Annotated in this window: 19 protein-coding genes; 9 read left to right on the plus strand and 10 right to left on the minus strand. The window is 68.7% G+C overall.

From position 1 onward, the window contains the following. Positions 1–6 precede the first annotated feature (6 nt). The 4 genes from greA to FKQ52_RS00530 form a co-directional block, all read right to left on the minus strand. Positions 7–483: a transcription elongation factor GreA gene (gene greA, locus FKQ52_RS00515; RefSeq protein ID WP_141625361.1), complete on the minus strand. Its 477-nt coding sequence runs from the start codon at positions 481–483 to the stop codon at positions 7–9. Positions 484–583: 100 nt separating this feature from the next. After that, positions 584–748, minus strand: a complete 165-nt coding sequence (locus tag FKQ52_RS00520; RefSeq protein ID WP_141625362.1) for a DUF1328 domain-containing protein — start codon at positions 746–748, stop codon at positions 584–586. A gap of 93 nt (positions 749–841) precedes the next feature. Next, positions 842–1,216: a hypothetical protein gene (locus FKQ52_RS00525; RefSeq protein ID WP_240811693.1), complete on the minus strand. Its 375-nt coding sequence runs from the start codon at positions 1,214–1,216 to the stop codon at positions 842–844. A gap of 29 nt (positions 1,217–1,245) precedes the next feature. Beyond that, positions 1,246–1,626: a DUF883 family protein gene (locus tag FKQ52_RS00530; protein WP_141625364.1), complete on the minus strand. Its 381-nt coding sequence runs from the start codon at positions 1,624–1,626 to the stop codon at positions 1,246–1,248. Between the two features lie 202 nt (positions 1,627–1,828). Between FKQ52_RS00530 and FKQ52_RS00535 the strand changes: the two genes are divergently transcribed. The 3 genes from FKQ52_RS00535 to FKQ52_RS00545 are packed head-to-tail and all read left to right on the plus strand — an operon-like array spanning position 1,829 to position 3,792. Further along, a complete protein-coding gene (locus tag FKQ52_RS00535) occupies positions 1,829–2,479 on the plus strand; it encodes a fumarylacetoacetate hydrolase family protein (protein ID WP_141625365.1) in 651 nt (216 codons plus the stop codon). Then, positions 2,476–3,120, plus strand: a complete 645-nt coding sequence (gene maiA / locus FKQ52_RS00540) for a maleylacetoacetate isomerase (RefSeq protein ID WP_141625366.1) — start codon at positions 2,476–2,478, stop codon at positions 3,118–3,120. The genes FKQ52_RS00535 and maiA overlap by 4 nt, the downstream gene beginning before the upstream one ends. 6 nt (positions 3,121–3,126) lie before the next feature. Then, positions 3,127–3,792 carry a DUF2625 family protein gene (locus FKQ52_RS00545; protein WP_141625367.1) on the plus strand — a complete coding sequence of 222 codons (666 nt, stop codon included), beginning with the start codon at positions 3,127–3,129 and terminating at the stop codon, positions 3,790–3,792. Between the two features lie 28 nt (positions 3,793–3,820). Here the strand turns inward: FKQ52_RS00545 and FKQ52_RS00550 are convergent, their stop codons facing one another. Both FKQ52_RS00550 and FKQ52_RS00555 read right to left on the minus strand, forming a co-directional pair. Next, positions 3,821–4,714, minus strand: coding sequence for an alpha/beta fold hydrolase (locus tag FKQ52_RS00550; protein WP_141625368.1), 894 nt, complete (start codon positions 4,712–4,714; stop codon positions 3,821–3,823). A 95-nt stretch (positions 4,715–4,809) separates the two neighbouring features. Continuing rightward, on the minus strand, positions 4,810–6,159 hold the full coding sequence (locus FKQ52_RS00555; RefSeq protein WP_141625369.1) for a M23 family metallopeptidase: 1,350 nt from the start codon (positions 6,157–6,159) through the stop codon (positions 4,810–4,812). A 422-nt stretch (positions 6,160–6,581) separates the two neighbouring features. Between FKQ52_RS00555 and FKQ52_RS00560 the strand changes: the two genes are divergently transcribed. From FKQ52_RS00560 to FKQ52_RS00580, 5 genes are all read left to right on the plus strand, one after another. After that, positions 6,582–9,782 (plus strand): YdbH domain-containing protein, encoded by a 3,201-nt coding sequence (locus tag FKQ52_RS00560; RefSeq protein ID WP_141625370.1) that lies wholly within the window; start codon positions 6,582–6,584, stop codon positions 9,780–9,782. A gap of 76 nt (positions 9,783–9,858) precedes the next feature. Further along, positions 9,859–10,056 (plus strand): YnbE family lipoprotein, encoded by a 198-nt coding sequence (locus FKQ52_RS00565; RefSeq protein ID WP_141625371.1) that lies wholly within the window; start codon positions 9,859–9,861, stop codon positions 10,054–10,056. Positions 10,057–10,073: 17 nt separating this feature from the next. Further along, entirely contained in the window at positions 10,074–10,442 is a 369-nt protein-coding gene (locus FKQ52_RS00570) for a DUF1318 domain-containing protein (RefSeq protein ID WP_141625372.1), read from the plus strand. Between the two features lie 60 nt (positions 10,443–10,502). Further along, positions 10,503–11,300, plus strand: a complete 798-nt coding sequence (locus FKQ52_RS00575) for a tryptophan 2,3-dioxygenase (RefSeq protein WP_141625373.1) — start codon at positions 10,503–10,505, stop codon at positions 11,298–11,300. A gap of 89 nt (positions 11,301–11,389) precedes the next feature. Beyond that, positions 11,390–11,872 (plus strand): PA2169 family four-helix-bundle protein, encoded by a 483-nt coding sequence (locus FKQ52_RS00580; RefSeq protein ID WP_141625374.1) that lies wholly within the window; start codon positions 11,390–11,392, stop codon positions 11,870–11,872. 93 nt (positions 11,873–11,965) lie between these two features. On the opposite strand, the gene rplS is transcribed toward FKQ52_RS00580, so the two are convergent. Both rplS and trmD read right to left on the minus strand, forming a co-directional pair. Continuing rightward, entirely contained in the window at positions 11,966–12,388 is a 423-nt protein-coding gene (gene rplS / locus FKQ52_RS00585) for a 50S ribosomal protein L19 (RefSeq protein ID WP_141625375.1), read from the minus strand. A gap of 59 nt (positions 12,389–12,447) precedes the next feature. Continuing rightward, positions 12,448–13,155, minus strand: a complete 708-nt coding sequence (gene trmD, locus FKQ52_RS00590) for a tRNA (guanosine(37)-N1)-methyltransferase TrmD (protein ID WP_141625376.1) — start codon at positions 13,153–13,155, stop codon at positions 12,448–12,450. A 117-nt stretch (positions 13,156–13,272) separates the two neighbouring features. Here trmD and FKQ52_RS00595 point away from each other — a divergent pair, with 117 nt between their 5' ends. Beyond that, positions 13,273–13,896, plus strand: coding sequence for a hypothetical protein (locus FKQ52_RS00595; protein ID WP_141625377.1), 624 nt, complete (start codon positions 13,273–13,275; stop codon positions 13,894–13,896). 45 nt (positions 13,897–13,941) lie between these two features. On the opposite strand, the gene FKQ52_RS00600 is transcribed toward FKQ52_RS00595, so the two are convergent. Both FKQ52_RS00600 and FKQ52_RS00605 read right to left on the minus strand, forming a co-directional pair. Beyond that, positions 13,942–15,162: an NAD(P)/FAD-dependent oxidoreductase gene (locus FKQ52_RS00600; protein ID WP_141625378.1), complete on the minus strand. Its 1,221-nt coding sequence runs from the start codon at positions 15,160–15,162 to the stop codon at positions 13,942–13,944. A gap of 21 nt (positions 15,163–15,183) precedes the next feature. After that, on the minus strand, positions 15,184–16,959 hold the full coding sequence (locus FKQ52_RS00605; RefSeq protein WP_141625379.1) for an ATP-binding protein: 1,776 nt from the start codon (positions 16,957–16,959) through the stop codon (positions 15,184–15,186). Positions 16,960–16,998 lie beyond the last annotated feature (39 nt).

A 16,998-nucleotide genomic window follows, 5' to 3' on the forward strand; every position in this document is an offset into this window, starting at 1 on the left:
GGGACGTCAGTCGACCGCGATGATCTCGACCGATTGGCCCGCCACCACCGCCTCGTCCCCCACCCGCTTGCCGATCAGCGCCCGGGCCAGCGGCGAGACGTGGCTGACCGAACCCTTCGCGGGGTCGGCCTCGTCCTCGCCCGTGATCCGCCAGGTCTGGGTGCGGCCGTCCTCACGTTCGATGGTGACGGAGCCGCCGAAACGCGCGCGCCCGTCGGGCCTGGTCTCGACCAGCTGGGCCGAGGCCCGGCGAGCGGACCAGTACCGCAGGTCCCGCGCCGCCCGCGCCATGGGCGTGCGGTCCGTCTCTATGGAGCCCGCCGCCTGCGCCGCCGCATAGGCGGCCCGCGCCTCCGTCAGGGCGGCCTCGATCCGCGCCAGCCCTTCGGGTGTAACGAGGTTGGCGTGCGGGGAAATGGGACGGTCCGGAAGATCGGCGGCGGTGGCCTCCAGATCTTCCTCACGGGTGAAGGCGACGCTCATGGTCTCAGCCTATGACGATTTCCGGCGGGGTGGTCCACCGGACATGAAAAAGGCCGTGATCGGATGACCACGGCCCTTTTGATCACGAGACGACAGGTCGTCAGACCCGTCGCCCTCGGCCCATGATGAAGTTCACCACGAGCAGGATCAGGAAAACGACGAACAGAACGTAGGCGATGTTCATCGAAATACCCGCGACGCCACCGATGCCGAGAGCGCCGGCGACGAGGGCGAGCACGAGAAAGATAAGGGCCCAGCGAAGCATGAGCGGTTCCTTCCAGAGCGGTTGTTCCAAAGGGGGCGGCTCAGCACCGCTCCTGTGAAACCAACCGCCGGGAAGCGAAGCGGTTCCCGACCTCTAGCGGCGACGCCTCGTGTGCGATTTCTCGGTGAAAGCCGCAGCAACAAGACTGGCAAGCGCCGGATTTCTCAGGAAAATCCAGCCTCCCGCCAAGGCCGCCGCCGTACCCAGGATCGGGCGTTCGCGGAACAGGGCGAAGGCCCGCTCACCCATTCCCATCGGTTCGTCTTCCTCGTCATCATCCGCACCTTCCGTTCGCAGGAAGACGAGGGCGACGACCGCCGCCACGAGGGCGAACAGCAGGAAGGTGATCGAGGCCGCCGCGAGGGACGGCATCACCATGCTCAGGGCGTAGAAGATCGCCACGCCCAGAAAAATCACGGCGACCAACGCCGCGCCCGCCGCGACGGCGGCCGCGATCGCCTTCTTCACCAGACCTCTGGCCAGCCCCCCGCCGAACATCAGCGGCGACGACCGGCGAGCAGCAGGCCGAGCACGACGCCGACGCCGAGCGCGATGGCGGTCGATTGCAGCGGGCGTTCCTGCACCCGCTCGGTCAGATAGCGCTGGGCTTCATCGAAGCGCTCCGACGCATCATCGTAGTACTCGCGGCCCTTCACACGGGCTTCGTCGTAGTAGCCGCGGGCGCGTTCGCGCAGGACATCAGCCTGCTCGCGCAGCCGGGTCTCGGCTTCAGCGGCCTTGGCGCGGATGCGGGCGTCGGCGGCGGACGCCTTCTCCCGCAGCGCGGCCTTCTCTTCGGCGCCGAGGACCTTCAGGTCGTCCTTCAGCGTGTTCAGATCGTTCTTAACTGCGGCGCGGGCCGCCTTGGTCGTCGCCATGATGCGCGCTCCGTTTGGTCAAGCTTGACGGTTAGATAAAGAACCCTGAGCCGGAACGCTACTGTGACCTCGCGGTTCCCGCGGTGCAGCATGGGGGAAGGGAGAGAGCAGGGCTTGGGAATTAGGAATTAGCGAGATCGCGCGGGCGGCATCCGCTACGCCGTCTCTTCCTAATTCCTAATTCCTAAGCCCTACTCCCTCCATGACCTTCCTCTTCCCCCCCGCCCCCACCCCCTCCCTGCCGATCGAGGGTTCCGACGCCCGCTTCCCGGTGCGGCGCATCTTCTGTGTCGGCCAGAACTACGCCGCACACGCGCGCGAGATGGGCCATCATGAGCGGGCCGATCCCTTCTTCTTCACCAAGCCCGCCGATGCGGTGGTCACGGACGGCGCCGATCCGCTCTATCCGACGGCCACCCAGGACCTGCATCACGAGGTCGAGCTGGTCTGCGCCGTCGGTCCGGACGGGGCGCTGGGCTGGGCGGTCGGCTGCGATCTGACCCGTCGCGACCTTCAGGCCGAGGCCAAGCAAAAGGGTCGTCCGTGGGACGCGTCCAAGGGTTTCGATCAGTCCGCGCCCTGCGCCGCCATCCATCTCGGCGCCCTGCCTGATCCGACGGCGGTCATTGAACTGCGGGTCAACGGCGAGGCGCGCCAGACCGGCCGTCTGGACGACATGCTCTGGAGCCCGGACGAAATCCTGACCAAGGCCCGCGAGCTCTGGGACATTCAGCCGGGTGACCTGATCTTCACCGGCACGCCCGAGGGCGTCGGCCCTCTGGCTCCCGGCGACCGGGTCGAGGCGACCATCGGCGGCCTGCCCGCCCTCCGCTTCACGGTGGCGGCGCGATGATCCTGCACGGCTACTGGCGCTCGGGCGCCGCCTACCGCACCCGCATCGCCCTCGCACTCAAGGGGCTGTCCTATGAGCAGCAGGGGCATGACCTGCGCACCGGCGCCCAGAAGGACCCGGCCTATGTCGCGCTGAACCCGCAGGGCATGGTCCCGGCGCTGGAGGTCACTTCAGACTCCGGGGGCGCCGTCCTGACCCAGAGCCCGGCCATCCTCGAATGGCTGGAGGAGACGTATCCGGCCCCCGCCCTGCTGCCGTCCGACGCCTTCGGCCGCGCCCACGTCCGGGCTATGGCCGCCCTGATCGGCTGCGACATCCACCCGTTGAACAACCTGCGCGTCGGCAAGGCCTTGCGCGAGGGCTTCGGCGCCGATCAGGCCGCCGTCGACGCCTGGGCCGCCCGCTGGATCCTCCCCGGTTTCGAGGCGCTGGAAGCCCTCGTCGCCCGCCACGGCGCCGGCTGGAGCTACGGCGACGCCCCGACCCTCGCCGACTGCTACCTGATCCCGCAAATCTATTCGGCGGGACGGTTCAACGTCCCGCTGGACGCCTTCCCGCGCCTGCTGGCGATTGATGAAGTGGCGCGGGCGCACCCGGCTTTCGTCGCCGCGCATCCGGACAACCAGCCGGACGCGGGGTGATACGCTATGCGCGGTCTTTCGGAACTGGTGGAGCAGCGCGAGCCGGCGCTCCCTCTCCTGCAAGGCTGGATTGAAGACCCCGCAGGCAACAGCGCGGCGCTGCTTCCACCAGACGAAGCCTTGCGGGCAGACACCCTGTTGGCTCTGCAGGTCACAACACGCTCCATGCTCGGCGCTATGGCCTATGAGACGGGCGGGGTCTCGGTCGCCGACGGTTTTCTGCGGCTTCTGGGTTCAGGCAGCGGCCGGTCGCTTCTTCGAACCGCCGAGGCGGTCGGTCGCCCGCTCGATGGGCAGTATCCCGATGTCCTCGTCGTGGCCGACGATGTTCTTGGCGGCCTGTTCGCGCTCAACGGCGGACGATTTGGCGCCGCTGGGCAAGGAGAGGTGTTCCATCTCGCCGCCGACGATACGGTCTGGGTCCCGCTCGGCGTTGGTCATACAGACTTTGTGTCTTGGTGCCTGATCGGCGACTTGGCCCAGCTCTACGGACCGTTGGCGGACCTGCCTGAGTATACGGCGTTGCCGCGACCGGCATTCGACGAGACCTTTTCCTTCTACCCCTTCCTGTGGACGCGGGAAGCGAAGTCGGGTCGACCGAGCGTGCGCATCGTGGATGCCGAGGAAAGCCTGAGGCAACGCCTCGACATCTGTGGTTTCGGCGTCGGCTGAGGATCGGCAGTCGGGCTGGAGATCGCCCTTACCCCATGAACCGGTCCACCGCCGCGACGAACCGGGTCGGCTGGTCGATCATCACCATGTGCTCGGCGCCCTCGATCCGCTCGAAGGTCGCGGGGCTGGGCAGGCGGGCGTAGGCGTCGCGGAAGACGCTGTCGGCGTGGCCGCGCGGCGAGTTGCGGTCGGGGCTCCAGCCATAGACGACGGTCACCGGGGCGCTGATCCGGGGCAGGCGGGGGCGCAGGTCGACCGTCATCACCTCATACAGGGACTGGGCCAGCACCTGCCGGTCGCCGCCCTGCCAGCCGATGCCGCTGAACAGGCTGTCGGCCGCTCCGCCCAGCTCGACGCCGAACTGCCGTCCCTGTGACCGCAGGGCCTCGTCGCCCAGCAGCTGGATCGCCTGATAGGCCACCTGCGCCAGAGGCTGGACGTCGCGCACCGTCGCCTGCGGGCTGATCAGGGCCGCGAAGAAGGGCGAGGAATCCACCGTCATCAGCCGCCCCACCGCCCACGGCCAGTCCGAGGCGACGCGCAGGCCGATCTGGCCGCCCATCGAATGGCCGATGATGGCGGGCCGGTTCAGGCGGGTCTCGGTGATGTAGCGCAGCACCTCCCCGGCGACAGGCGGCAGGACTCCGCCGTCGCTGTTGGCCTGCGCCGGCAGTTCGCCGAAGCCGCGCACCGAGACCAGATGCAGCCGGTATCGTCCCGCCAGCCGGTCGGCGGTCGAGCGCCAGATGGCGGCGGTCGAGGCGAGGCCCGGGATCAGGATCAGGTCGGGCCCGCTCCCGCGCGTCTCCACCGTGATCCGGCGCGAGGCGAAACCGGCTTGCGCCCATGCGCCGGTCGGGGCCGCCAGCATCGCCGCCGCGCCCGCCGCCTTGATCAGGATGTCCCGTCGTGAGCCTTGCATGCGCCTGTTCTCCCGGCGGATTGCGGCGCCATGATGAAAAAGGCCCGGAGCGGCGAACCGTCCGGGCCTTGATGTTCATCAATCCGCTGGCCGGATCAGGCCGCCGGGCGCAGACCTGCGCTCAGGGTCGGCTGCTGGGTCCGCTTTTCGCCGCCCGCCGCGATGATGCGGTCGATGCGGGCCTTCTCGGCGCGGAAGGCGGCCAGGTCGGCGCCCGCCAGAACGGTGCCTTCCTGGGTGCGCACGCCGGCCGGATTGATCCGTTGGCCGCCGCGCCAGATTTCATAGTGCAGATGCGGACCGGTCGAGGCGCCGGTCGAGCCGACATAGGCCACGACCTGGCCCTGACGGACGCGCTGGCCGGCGCGAATGCCCGAACCGTAACGCGACAGGTGGCCATAGCCCGTCTCGAGGCCGTTCGGGTGACGGATGCGCAGCCAGTTGCCGTAGCCGCCCCAGCGACGGGCCTCGACCACCACGCCGTCAGCCGGAGCGACGACCGGCGTGCCCATGCCCGCGGCGAAGTCGATGCCTTGGTGCATCTTGCGGAAGCCCGCGATCGGGTGACGGCGGAAGCCATAGGACGACGAGATGCGGAAGCCCCTCTCCAGCGGCGTGCGCATGAAGGCCGAACGGGTGTTCTTGCCGGTGGCGTCGAAATACTGGGCTTCGCGGGCCCCGGCGGGCTTGAAGCGATAGAAGGTCACGCCCTTCAACTGGGCGTAGAGCAGGTCGCCGGAGCCGATGGTGCGGCCGTTCTCGGTGACCGTGCGGTCAAAGACATAGGTGAACTCGTCGTCCGACCTGATGTCCCGATCCATGTCGAACTTGTGCGAGAACAGACGACCGGCGGTGCGGGCGATCCCGGCTGGCGCGCCTTCGCGACGGGCGGTGCGCGACAGCGAGCCCTCGACCTTGCCGGTCAGGACCACGGTTTCGTGTGTCACCTTCTCTTCCAGCGCGCGCAGACGCAGGGCGCCGTCGAAGCTGCGTGACACCGTAACCTGGCTGGCCGGTCCGGTGCGCATGGTCAGGCCGATCAGACGGGCGTCGCCCCGACCGCCACGCGGCTTGGAGATGGCGGTCTCGAATTTCTGGCCCGCGCGGATCGAACCGACGTCCATCGCGTTGGAAAGGGTGGCGGCGACGGCCGAGGCTTCCTCGGCGGCGATGCCGGTGCGACGCACGGCCTGCTCGAAGGTCTCGCCGCGACGGATCTGGACGGGAATGGCTTCCGGGGCCGTCATGCCGACGGGCGCGCCGCCGGCGGCGAAGGCCTGGGCCTCAAGCTGGGCGATTTGCCCGGCGGTAAGCATGGGTGCTTCTTCAGCCTGCACAGGTTGATAAACGCGCCCGGCGAGCAGCGCCACCGAGACCGCGGCCACCGCCGTAAGGGCGTGAGGCGCGATGCGCATCGGCTGGCGGCGTGGATCGAACTGAGCCATCGAACCCCGATAAACGACGACGCCGGATCGGCGCCCAAGCCACTAAAAGCAAGGATCGCGCCGGATTGCCCCCCGAAGGAACCATCAAACGCGAAGGGGGCCGTATAGCCCGTCTGCCCCATCATGGGAAGCCAGATCGTTACAGGCCGTTAACCGGAGCCGTAATCGGCCCGGTCATCGCTGGTAAAGCCTTTGTGAGCGATCAGATGATCAGAGGTCAGCGCGACAGTATTCGTGCTGTATCCGATTTCTATTGGCGCGCGGTGGGCATGGTCGGTTGCGACCGACTCTCGCTTCACTCAAAGTTGCCGCCAAGACACTATCCTGTTGCGACGCAGCAACGGTGAATTTGCTCAAGTCGCCATGTCTTTTCCTCATCGCTCTTCCCGCCTCCCCGCCTGTGCCGCTAAAGGACGACGGGTATGAGCGACACGGCCTCACCCCCGCCCGGAACCCCCCGTCCGGACAAACGCCGCGCCCGCCCGGTGGTCCGCCGTGTCCTCGGTGTCGCCGGGATCGTGCTGTGCGTGCTTCTGGTCCTTCTCGCCCTGACCTGGCTGAATCGCCGCGCGGTCACTCGCCAGGTGCTGGTCGGGTGGCTGGAGCGCGAGGGCGTTCCCGCCGATGTCGACATCGAACAGATCGAGCTGGACAGCGTCGTCGCGCGCATTCGCATCGGCGATCCGCGCAATCCGGATGTGACCGTTGAACGGGTCGAGGTCGACTATGTGATCGGCGCGCCCTGGTCCGCCAGGGGGCTGGGTGTGACGCCGAGCCGCATCCGGCTTCTGCGTCCGGTCGCCCGCGTGAGCCTGCGGGGCGGTAAGGTCTCCTTCGGCTCGCTTGATCCCCTGATCGACAAATTCACCGGCCGTCCGCCCGGTCCCGACAGCAAGGCGCCGCTGGTGCTGGTCGAGGACGCGCGGGTGCGCCTGGATACCGACTACGGCCCCGCCGACATTCTGGGCGATGCCCGGGTCGAGGACGGCAAGCTGATGCGGCTGGTCGCCCGGCTGCCCGAAACGGCCCTGCGCAGCGGCGACCGGATCGACGCGCGCGGACTGGCCGCGACCGTCGATATGACCACCACGGGCGACCGGATCGCGCTGCGCGCCACCGCCTCCGCCGCTTCGGCCCGTCTGCCGGGCGTGGGCGGGGAGGGCGTCGGCCTGACCCTGACCGGGAATCTGCCCTATCCGGACCTGAAGACCCGCCGTGGCGACGGTCAGGTGCGGCTTGACGTCCGTGCGACCGCCGACCGTCTGATGACGGGTGAGAACAACGCCCGACAGGTCGAGACCGCGCTCAACTTCGTCGGAACCACGACCGGCTGGCTGGAGGCCTTCCGCATCGAGGGCCGCACCACCTCCGATGTCCGCGCAGCGGGACTGACCGGCGTCGTCGCCGGACAGGGCGCGCGCCTGCGCCTGACCAATGCCGCCACGGTGGTGGACCGGAACGCCGACGGCGTCGGCTGGCGGATCGAAGGTCCGGCCGAGGTCGTCGCCGCTCGTATCGAGGGGGTGGGGCTGAGCGGCTCCGGCGTCCGTCTGACCACCACGAACCTGATCGCGGGCGGGCGGGGCGCGGCCGTGGAGGCGCAGGGCGCGCTGGCGCTCGCCGCCGACCGCTTCGTCGCCGGGGATCTGTCCCTGACCGGCGCGCGCGGGAACGCCCGGCTGGATCTGGTCGCCGACGGCGCCCTGCGCGTGGAGGTTCAGGGCGGGCTGCGGGCCGCGCGCGGCGCCTGGCCCCTGTTCGGCGCGCCGGCCCGCGACGACATCGCCGAACTGGCGGGCATGAAGCGCGCCCTGTCCGCCTTCGCCGTCGATATTCCTGCCTTCACCGTCACGACCGGCGGCGGCGGCACACGGGTCACGCTGGATCGGCCCGCCGTCCTGACCCCCGCCAACGGCGGCGTCCTGACGATCCGCGCCGGAAGCGGCCCGATCTTCGCCGCGACGCGCGGCCAGCAGGGCGGCGGCAGTCTCTCGCTGACCGCAACCCGTGGGCAGGGCCTGCCCGAGGCGGCTTTCAATATTCCGCGCTGGTCCCTGACCGAGGGGGGCTTTACCGCGACCCTGGACGGGCGGGCCGCGCTGGACTTCGATCTGGCGCGCGGCATCAGCCTGCAGACGAAGGGCGAGCTGGCCTCTTCGGGCGGCCGCCTGACCTATACGGCGGCCGACTGCATTCCCCTGACGGTCGAACGGCTGGAGCTGGACGAGAGCGACGTCACCGATATCTCGGGCCGCTTCTGTCCGACCAACCGCCCGCTGATCGAGGTGCGCGACGGCGCTTGGCGGGCTGACGGTCGTTTGTCGGGCGTCAGCGCCTCCGCCCCCTTCCTCGCCCTGCATTTCCGCGACGCCGAGGGCGCCCTGACCGCGACCGGCGGTCCGCGGGGCGTCGGCATGGAGGCGCGCGTCAGGTCGGCGACCGTGGTGGACGCCACCGATCCGGCCCGGTTCAACCCCATGACCGCCGTCGGCTCGGCCCGTCTGGCGGACGAAAACTGGAGCGGGGCCTTCGACCTGTCGCACGGCGAGACCTTGCTGGGCCGGCTGACGGTCGCCCATAGCGGCAAGGCGGGCGCCGGCGGGCTGACCATCGACGCCCCGTCCATCGTCTTCGCCGAGGGCGGGCTTCAGCCGTCAGACCTCAGCCCCATGGCGGCCGGCATCGCCGGTTCGCCCGCGACCGGCTCTATCGGCTTCACCGGCCGGGTCGACTGGCGCGCCGACGCCGAAGGAACCAGCTCCGGCCGTCTGACCATCCCCGGCCTCGATTTCACCAGCCCCGCCGGGCCGGTGAAGGGCCTGCGGGGCGTGGTCGACTTCACCAGCCTTGCCCCGCTGGAGGCCGCGCCGGGCCAGACCCTGCATGCTGACCTCGTCGAGGCCGTCGCCCCCCTGACCGACGTCAATCTGGTGTTCGGTCTCGACAAGGCCTCCCTCAGCGTCGAGGGCGCGAACCTCGCCATCGCGGGCGGTGTCGTGCGGGTCGAGCCGCTGTCCGTCCCGCTCGACATCAATCAGGGGTTCACCGGGGTCATCCTGCTGGAAAACGTCCAGCTGGGTCAGGTCGTCACCGACGCCGGGTTCGGCGACAAGGTCAGTCTGGACGCCGTGGTCTCGGGCCGCCTGCCGTTCAGCTGGAACCCGCGCGACGGCGTCCGCATCGTCGGCGGCGATCTCCAGGCCGTCCAGCCGGGCCGCCTGTCCATCCCCCGCTCGGCCCTTGTCGGGCTGGAGGCTGAAGGCGGCGGCGAGGCCCTGCCGCCCAACACGGTTCAGGATCTGGCCTATCAGGCGATGGAGAACCTGGCCTTCGACATCCTGTCCGCCCAGGTGGACAGTCAGGATGAGGGGCGTCTGGGCGTCGTCTTCCGTATCCGGGGCCGCCACGATCCGCCCCGGCGGCAGGAGCTGCGGATTCCGCTGGCCGAGTTCATCAGCCGCGAGTTCCTGAACCGCGAGCTTCCTCTGCCGTCGGGCACCCAGATCGACCTGACGCTGGACACCTCCCTGAACCTGAACCAGCTGGTCGGTGACCTGATGCGGCTGGATCGCGCCCGCAACGGGCAGATTGACGAAGAACAGCAGGACGAAGCGTCGCCTTGATCGGGCCGCCTTCACCGTTCAGAACCCGTTCACCCTGGATCGCGTTTAGTCGCCGCGGATCAATTGGAGTGTCCTCATGACCCGGACGAAGTCTCGCAGAACCGTCGCCCTGCTCGGCGTTGCCGCCATGGCCATGGGCGCCGCCGCCTGCACCCCCACGGTCCGGCTGCAGGTCGATCCGATCCAGATCAACGCCAAACTCGACGCTGACATCCGCGTCCGTCTCGACCGGGAGCTGCAAAATCTCCTGGCCGAAAACCCGAACCTGTTCTGATGCGAAAGGTCCACACGATGTCATTCCGCAAAGTCTTCGTCATGATCGCCGCCGTCGCGGCTCTGGGCGTCGCCGCGGGCGCGGCCTTCGCCCAGACCTCGCAACAGAAGGCCATGATCGATGCGGCCAAGGCAGAAGGCACGGTCGGCGAGCAGGCTGACGGCTATGTCGGCTTCCGCGTCCCGTCGTCCGACTCGGCCCTGACGGCCGCCGTTCAGGCCACCAATGCCGGCCGCCGCGCGGCCTATGCCCGTTCGGCCGCCGAGGCCGGCGGGGGCGCCACCGCCGCCGACGCCGGGGTTCGCATGTTCGAGACCCAGCTCCTGCCGCGCGTCAGCTCGGGCCAGTGGTATCGCAACGCCCAGGGCCAGTGGGTCCAGCGCTAGGCGAAAGCGGGTCGGCGGCGGCCTCTTGAGCCGCCCGCCCCGCCGGGCGATACCGTCGCCATGACCGACACCGCGCCGATTACCTACGCCAGCTATCTGGCCCTCGACGACCTTCTGGCGGCCCAGCATCCGCGGTCCGACCAGCACGACGAAATGCTGTTCGTCATCATCCACCAGACCAAGGAACTGTGGCTCAAGCAGATCCTGCATGAGGTGGCGCTGGCCCAGTCGCTGGTCCGCGCGGGCGATCTGGTTCCCGCCTACAAGTCGCTGGCGCGGGTGAGCCGCATCCAGACGGTCATGACGCTCAGCTGGGATATCCTGGCCACCATGACGCCCGCCGACTACCTGCGTTTCCGCGGTTCGCTCGGTTCGTCGTCCGGCTTCCAGAGCGACCAGTTCCGGCGTTTCGAGGCGGCTTTGGGTCTCAAGGACGACCGCTTCCTGCGCTTCCACGAAGACCGGCCCGAAGCCCACGCTGCGCTCAGGGCCGCCATCGACGCCCCCAGCCTCTATGACGACGCCCTGGCCCAGTTGGCCCGGGCGGGGCTGCCCATCCCCGTCGAAGTCCTGAACCGCGACGTGTCGAAACCCTATGAGCCGTCGGAGGCCGTCGAGGCCGCCTGGCTGGAGGTCTATCGCGATACTGAACGCTGGTGGCCGCTCTATCAGTTGGCCGAGAAGCTGGTCGATCTGGACGACGCCCTGCTGACCTGGCGGCACAAGCATGTCGTGACAGTCGAACGGATCATCGGCCGTCGTCGGGGCACGGGCGGCACCGACGGCGTGGCCTATCTGACCGAAACGCTCCAGCGTCGCTGCTTCCCGGAGCTGTGGTCCATCCGGACAAGGCTCTGACCGGGCTCTGACAATCCCGTGTAGACCACGCTGACGGGCAACCTTCGCCGCAGGCGAGCGCTTTACAGACCTCTCCCCGGAGGATCGACATGAGCAACGCCAACCGTCACGACATTCAGGTTCTCAACGGCCTGATCCGCACCGTCATCGACAGCGCGGACGGCTATCAGGATGCGCGGGACACTACCGCCGACGCCGGCCACCGCGATTTCTTCGCCCGGCGTGAGGCCGAGCGCCGGGTGATCGCGCAGGATCTGTCCTCCGATGTGAGGGGACTGGGGGGTGAACCCGATACGGAAGGGTCCATTCTCGCCAAGGCCCAACGCGCCTTCACGGACGTGAAGCACGCCCTGCTGCGCGACGAGGCCTCCATGGTGGGGGCCGTCGAGGGCGCCGAGGATCAGGTCCGGAACCGGTTCGAAAAGGCGCTGGAAGACTCGAATATCTCCGCCACGACCCGCGAAACGATCCGTCGGGCCTTCGCCCGTGTTCGCGGCGGCGATGAAGTCCATGACCTTCGACACAGCCTCGAAGGTCAGCGCGACGCCAACAATCCGCTGTATCCGCAGTAGGCTGGCGTTCTCCGGGCATCGGCCCGGACGCCCCAATGAAAAGGCCCCGGCGTTTCCACCGGGGCCTTCGTCATTCTAACGACCTGAAGCGGCTTAGGCTTCGGTGTCGGCGGCTTCCGTCTTGCCGGTTTCCGGCACGGCCACCTTCGGCGCGCGGACGGTTTGCTTCTCGGCGATACGGGCCGACTTACCGCGACGGTCGCGCAGGTAGTACAGCTTGGCGCGACGCACGACGCCGCGACGCTTCACCTCGATCGACTCGATCATCGGCGACAGGATCGGGAAGACGCGCTCGACGCCCTCACCGAAGGAAATCTTGCGGACGGTGAAGTTCTCGTTCACGCCACCGCCGGCGCGGGCGATGCAGACGCCTTCGAAGGCCTGAACGCGCTCGCGCTCGCCTTCCTTGATCTTCACGTTGACGCGCAGGGTGTCGCCCGGCTGGAAGTCGGGGATCGCGCGGGTTTCGATCAGACGGGCCTTCTCTTCGGCCGCCAGGGTCTGAAGGATGTTCATTCTGTTCTCCTCGGGCTTTCGCGCCCTTTAGCTGTGAGTTGGCGGAGCAAGCTCCGCGTTTAGTCCTTCGCGGTATGGGCGGCCCAAAGGTCGGGTCGCCGTTCCCGCGTCGTGATCTCCCGCTGCTCCTGACGCCACTGAGCGACCTTTTTGTGGTCGCCCGACAACAGGACCTCCGGGATCTCCTGCCCCTCGAACTCCCGCGGTCGCGTGTACTGCGGATATTCCAGAAGCCCGTCCTCGAAACTCTCGGACGACAGGCTTTCCGCCGCGCCGAGCACTCCGGGGATCAGTCTGACGCACGCCTCGATCGCGACCATCGCCGCCGCCTCGCCACCGGCGAGAACCGCGTCTCCGACCGAGACCTCCTCAAACCCGCGCGCGTCCAGCACGCGCTGATCCACCCCCTCGAAACGACCGCAGAGAACGACGATGCCGTCCGCCTTCGCCCATTCCTTCACCCGCGCCTGGGTCAGGGGCCGACCCCGGGCGCTCATATACAAAAGCGGCCGTTTGGGTCCCGAGAGGCTATCCACCGCCCGGGCCACAACGTCCGCCTTAAGCACGGCTCCTGACCCGCCACCCGCGGGGGTGTCGTCCAGGAAGCCGCGCCTATCGTCGGAGAACGCCCGGATGTCAAGCGTTTCAAGGCTCCAGAGGCCTCTCTCACGCCACGCGGTCCCGATCAGCGACACGCCGAGCGGCCCCGGAAACGCGTCCGGAAACATGGTCAGGACAGTGGCGGTGAACGGCGGGCGGGGGGACATGGCGGGGGGACATACAGGAAAGGGGCGGGGGAGTCAGGCGGTTGCACGGGCGGTATCGCACGCTTGACCTTTTACGGCTTGAGCCCTCACTGTTTGAGGCGCTCCGGGGGACCACGAATGCGACTGCTGCTTTTCGCCGTTACGGCTCTGGCGCTTTCGTCGTGTTCGACCCTGCCGGAACCCGCCGTCGAACCGGTCCGCCTTGAGACGGTAAGGATTGATCCGGAAGGGGATCTCTCCCTGACGGCGGGAGGCTATGTCGATGTGGAGGGCTTTGCGTTCGACATCTGGTTCGAGAACGACGCCACCGATCTCTCGACGCCGAAGTCTGTGACCTGGTCGATCATTTTCAACAACTACTGCCGCGATCGGGACAGTTGGATCCAGTCCGTCGTCCTTGGTCCCGAGGGTCAGGTTTGGCGCGGCTATCGCACGTTTGTTCCTGCAGGCCCGGATCACCCCCAGAACTGGTCAAGCGGCGGCAGCGGGGCGGACGAATACGGCGGTCCCGCAACCCCGGGCCTGATGGAGGCCATTGTCCGCGGCGGTCGTTTCACGCTCGCCGCGGAAGATGACACGGGGCAGCGCTGGAATGCGGTCGTCATCGACACGCTGACGCCGGACGCGCGGAACCGCCTCTTCGCCGCCCAGGCGCCGTCGGCTCCGCGCCAGACCGAAATGCTGGTCATGGTCGACGGGAAGCCCCCGGCGGCGACCCAGGCGCCCCGGTCCTGTCCCTGAGCCGCGCTCAAGCAGCGAGCGACCGCGTCGCGAGCGTTAGCGCCCCTAGCACACCTGCCCCGCCGCCCAGCCCGACGACCAGGCCCACTGGAAATTATACCCGCCCAGCCAGCCGGTGACGTCCGCCGCCTCGCCGATGACGAACAGGCCGGGGACCGACTTCGCCTCCATCGTCTGCTGGTCCAGTTCGTCGGTGGCGACGCCCCCCAGGGTGACCTCGGCGGTGCGATAGCCCTCTGATCCGACCGGCTTAACGGTCCAGCCGTTCACCGCCTCGTCCAGACGGCGCAGGACCTTGTCGCCGACCTCGGCCAGCTTGCCCTTCACGCCTTCACGCTCGCAGACGCTCTCGGCCAGACGGCGCGGGACGATGTGGCCCAGCGCCGTATGCACCATCTGCTTGCCGTTCTCCTCCTTGGCGGCCTTAAGCGTCGCATAGACGCTCTCGTCCGGCGCCATCCGCACCGTGATCGCCTCGCCCTCGCGCCAGTAGCTGCTGATCTGCAGGATCGACGGCCCGGACAGCCCCCGGTGTGTGAACAGCAGGCCCTCGGCGAATTTGGTGTCGCCCGTCGGTCGTCCCGGCGCTCCGCCGTCCGCCGGGACGCGATGGCTGACCACCGCCTCGACGGACAGGCCGGCCAGCGGCGCCAGCTTCTCCAGCAGGCCCGGCTCGAACGTCAGCGGGACCAGCGCCGGGCGCGTGTCCGTGATCCGCAGACCGAAGGTTCGCGCCGTCTCATAAGCCCAGCCCGTCGCGCCCATCTTCGGGATCGATTTGCCGCCGGTGGCCAGCACCAGCGACGCCGCCCGCACCACGCTTCCGTCTGACATTGCGGCCTCGAACCCGCCGTCCACGCGGCTGATCCGGTCCACCGCCACACCCATCGACAGGGTCACGCCCGCCTCGCGCATGCCGTCCGTCAGCATACGGACGATCTGCTTGGCGCTGTCATCACAGAACAGCTGGCCCAACGTCTTCTCGTGCCAGGCGATGCCGGCCCTGTCGACGCGTTTGATGAAGTCGTGCTGCGTGAACCGCTTGAGCGCGCTGGTCGCGAAACGCGGGTTCTCACCCAGGAAATTGGCCGGGCTCGTCCCCGTATTGGTGAAGTTGCAGCGCCCGCCGCCCGAGATGCGGATTTTCTCGCCGGGGTTCCGCGCGTGATCGACTACGCGCACGGACCGTCCCCGCCGCCCGGCCTCGATGGCGCACATCATTCCGGCGGCGCCCGCGCCGACGATCAGAACGTCGATGGTCTTCATCCGCCCGCTATAGCGTCGGGATCAGGCCGCGTCCCGTTCCGTATCCGGGCCCGTGTCGGGAGGTGTCGGGTGGATGGCCTTGTCCAGCGCCGCATACAGCCTTGCGGGCTCCAGAGGCTTGGCCAGCCAGTCGTTCATCCCCGCCGCATGGCAGGCCGCGATCTGGGCCGCCTCGGTCCCGGCGCTGAAGCCGATGACAGGAACGGCCGCATTGATCCCCTCCGAGGCGCGCAGCCGTCGCGTCGTTTCATTGCCGTCGATGCCGGGCATGTTCACGTCCATCAGAACCACGTCGAACGTCCGGGTCGCCAGCGCCTCCAGCGCCATGTGCCCGTCGCTGGCCGTGACCAGTTCGACGTCCAGCGGCTGCAGCACCAGCGACAGGGTCCGGCGGTTGATCTCATGGTCATCGACGGCCAGCACCCGCAGGCGACGATCCAGCCGCGGCGAGGCCGTGTCGGCTTCGGTCTGAGCGGCCACGGCCACGCCGGTCGGCAGGCTCAGGGACAGGGTGAAGGCGGCGCCTTCTCCGGCCACGCTGGCGGCGGTCAGTTCTCCGCCCATCAGGCGGGCCAGATCGCGGCTGACCACCAGCCCCAGCCCGGTCCCGCCATAGGTCCGCGCCACTTCAGCCGAGCCTTGCGCGAAGGGCGTGAACAGCCGGCTCATGGCCTCGGGCGCTATGCCCGTGCCCTGGTCCCGCACCGTCAGGGTCACGGTCCGGCGCTCGCCCTCCCCCTCGACCGTGGCCTCCAGCGCCACCACGCCTTTCTCTGTGAACTTGATCGCATTCGAGATCAGGTTGTTCAGGATTTGCCGCAGCCGGTACGGATCGCCCTTGAGCCACAGCGCCTCGCCGTCGCCCGGCGCCGTCAGGGTCAGCCCCTTCTCCTTCGCCGGCGCGCTCCAGAACCGCGCCGTGTCGGCCAGCAGGGCGCTCAGGTCGAAGTCCCGGGTTTCCAGCGTCATCGCCCGCGCCTCGATCTTCGAGTGGTCCAGCAGGTCGTTCAGCATCCCCGTCATCAGCCGCCCGGCGTCGATGATCAGGTCCGCCGTCTCGGGCGTGGCCTCGGGCCGGTCACCGTGGCGGATCACATGCGCGCCCGCCAGAATGGCGCTGACCGGCGTGCGAAGCTCATGGCTGACGATGGCGGCCATGGCGGCGCGATCGGCCATCGCCGCCTCTGCCTGCTCCAGCCGCACGCTCGCCTCGCCCAGCGCGGCGATCTCGGCCATCCGCGCCGCGTGCACCCGGCTCCAGACGCTCAGAATGGCCCCGAAGAACAGCAGCACGCACCCGAACAACAGAGGCAGTTCGCCCGTACCTCCGTTCAGCCAGCGGGTCACCGGCATGGCCACCAGAGCCGCCGCATAGGGGGTCGTGCCGATCAGGAACAGGATCCGGCTCTCGATGCCGGAGGCCAGGTTGTTGATCGTTCCTCCGACGACGATCAGCACCGCCGTCGTCGACAGGATCTGGTCGCCGCTGCTCCAGATCACCACCGCCGCGCCCGCATGAATTCCGGCCATCAGCGCGGTTGAGCCGATCGCGGGCAGCATGACCGCATGCCGCTCGACCTCGGGCCCGGCCCCCGCGCGGAACGGCGCCAGGGCCCACCACTCCAGCACCTGAACCGCCGCGGTCAACGCCAGCCAGGGGCCGATCAGCGGGCTCCATCCTGCGGCGTGCAGCATCCAGCAGATCATCGCGCCGAGAATGATGCGCACCAGAACCTGCCCCCGCCGCTCGCGCGCGCTGGTGGTCAGATGGGGGGCGATGGTGGCGTACAGACCCATGGAAACTCTCTCCCTGGGTCAACCTTTACCGCACCGCAC

It is taken from the genome of Brevundimonas sp. M20 (genome assembly GCF_006547065.1).
In the GTDB taxonomy this organism is placed as follows: domain Bacteria; phylum Pseudomonadota; class Alphaproteobacteria; order Caulobacterales; family Caulobacteraceae; genus Brevundimonas.

What these genes read in the sequence shown, in the direction of transcription:
- greA (WP_141625361.1), bottom strand. Translation starts at nt 483, where the DNA reads ATGAGCGTCGCCTTCACCCGTGAGGAAGATCTGGAGGCCACCGCCGCC.
- FKQ52_RS00520 (WP_141625362.1), bottom strand. Translation starts at nt 748, where the DNA reads ATGCTTCGCTGGGCCCTTATCTTTCTCGTGCTCGCCCTCGTCGCCGGC.
- FKQ52_RS00530 (WP_141625364.1), bottom strand. Translation starts at nt 1,626, where the DNA reads ATGGCGACGACCAAGGCGGCCCGCGCCGCAGTTAAGAACGATCTGAAC.
- FKQ52_RS00535 (WP_141625365.1), top strand. Translation starts at nt 1,829, where the DNA reads ATGACCTTCCTCTTCCCCCCCGCCCCCACCCCCTCCCTGCCGATCGAG.
- maiA (WP_141625366.1), top strand. Translation starts at nt 2,476, where the DNA reads ATGATCCTGCACGGCTACTGGCGCTCGGGCGCCGCCTACCGCACCCGC.
- FKQ52_RS00545 (WP_141625367.1), top strand. Translation starts at nt 3,127, where the DNA reads ATGCGCGGTCTTTCGGAACTGGTGGAGCAGCGCGAGCCGGCGCTCCCT.
- FKQ52_RS00550 (WP_141625368.1), bottom strand. Translation starts at nt 4,714, where the DNA reads ATGCAAGGCTCACGACGGGACATCCTGATCAAGGCGGCGGGCGCGGCG.
- FKQ52_RS00555 (WP_141625369.1), bottom strand. Translation starts at nt 6,159, where the DNA reads ATGGCTCAGTTCGATCCACGCCGCCAGCCGATGCGCATCGCGCCTCAC.
- FKQ52_RS00560 (WP_141625370.1), top strand. Translation starts at nt 6,582, where the DNA reads ATGAGCGACACGGCCTCACCCCCGCCCGGAACCCCCCGTCCGGACAAA.
- FKQ52_RS00565 (WP_141625371.1), top strand. Translation starts at nt 9,859, where the DNA reads ATGACCCGGACGAAGTCTCGCAGAACCGTCGCCCTGCTCGGCGTTGCC.
- FKQ52_RS00570 (WP_141625372.1), top strand. Translation starts at nt 10,074, where the DNA reads ATGTCATTCCGCAAAGTCTTCGTCATGATCGCCGCCGTCGCGGCTCTG.
- FKQ52_RS00575 (WP_141625373.1), top strand. Translation starts at nt 10,503, where the DNA reads ATGACCGACACCGCGCCGATTACCTACGCCAGCTATCTGGCCCTCGAC.
- FKQ52_RS00580 (WP_141625374.1), top strand. Translation starts at nt 11,390, where the DNA reads ATGAGCAACGCCAACCGTCACGACATTCAGGTTCTCAACGGCCTGATC.
- rplS (WP_141625375.1), bottom strand. Translation starts at nt 12,388, where the DNA reads ATGAACATCCTTCAGACCCTGGCGGCCGAAGAGAAGGCCCGTCTGATC.
- trmD (WP_141625376.1), bottom strand. Translation starts at nt 13,155, where the DNA reads ATGTCCCCCCGCCCGCCGTTCACCGCCACTGTCCTGACCATGTTTCCG.
- FKQ52_RS00595 (WP_141625377.1), top strand. Translation starts at nt 13,273, where the DNA reads ATGCGACTGCTGCTTTTCGCCGTTACGGCTCTGGCGCTTTCGTCGTGT.
- FKQ52_RS00600 (WP_141625378.1), bottom strand. Translation starts at nt 15,162, where the DNA reads ATGAAGACCATCGACGTTCTGATCGTCGGCGCGGGCGCCGCCGGAATG.
- FKQ52_RS00605 (WP_141625379.1), bottom strand. Translation starts at nt 16,959, where the DNA reads ATGGGTCTGTACGCCACCATCGCCCCCCATCTGACCACCAGCGCGCGC.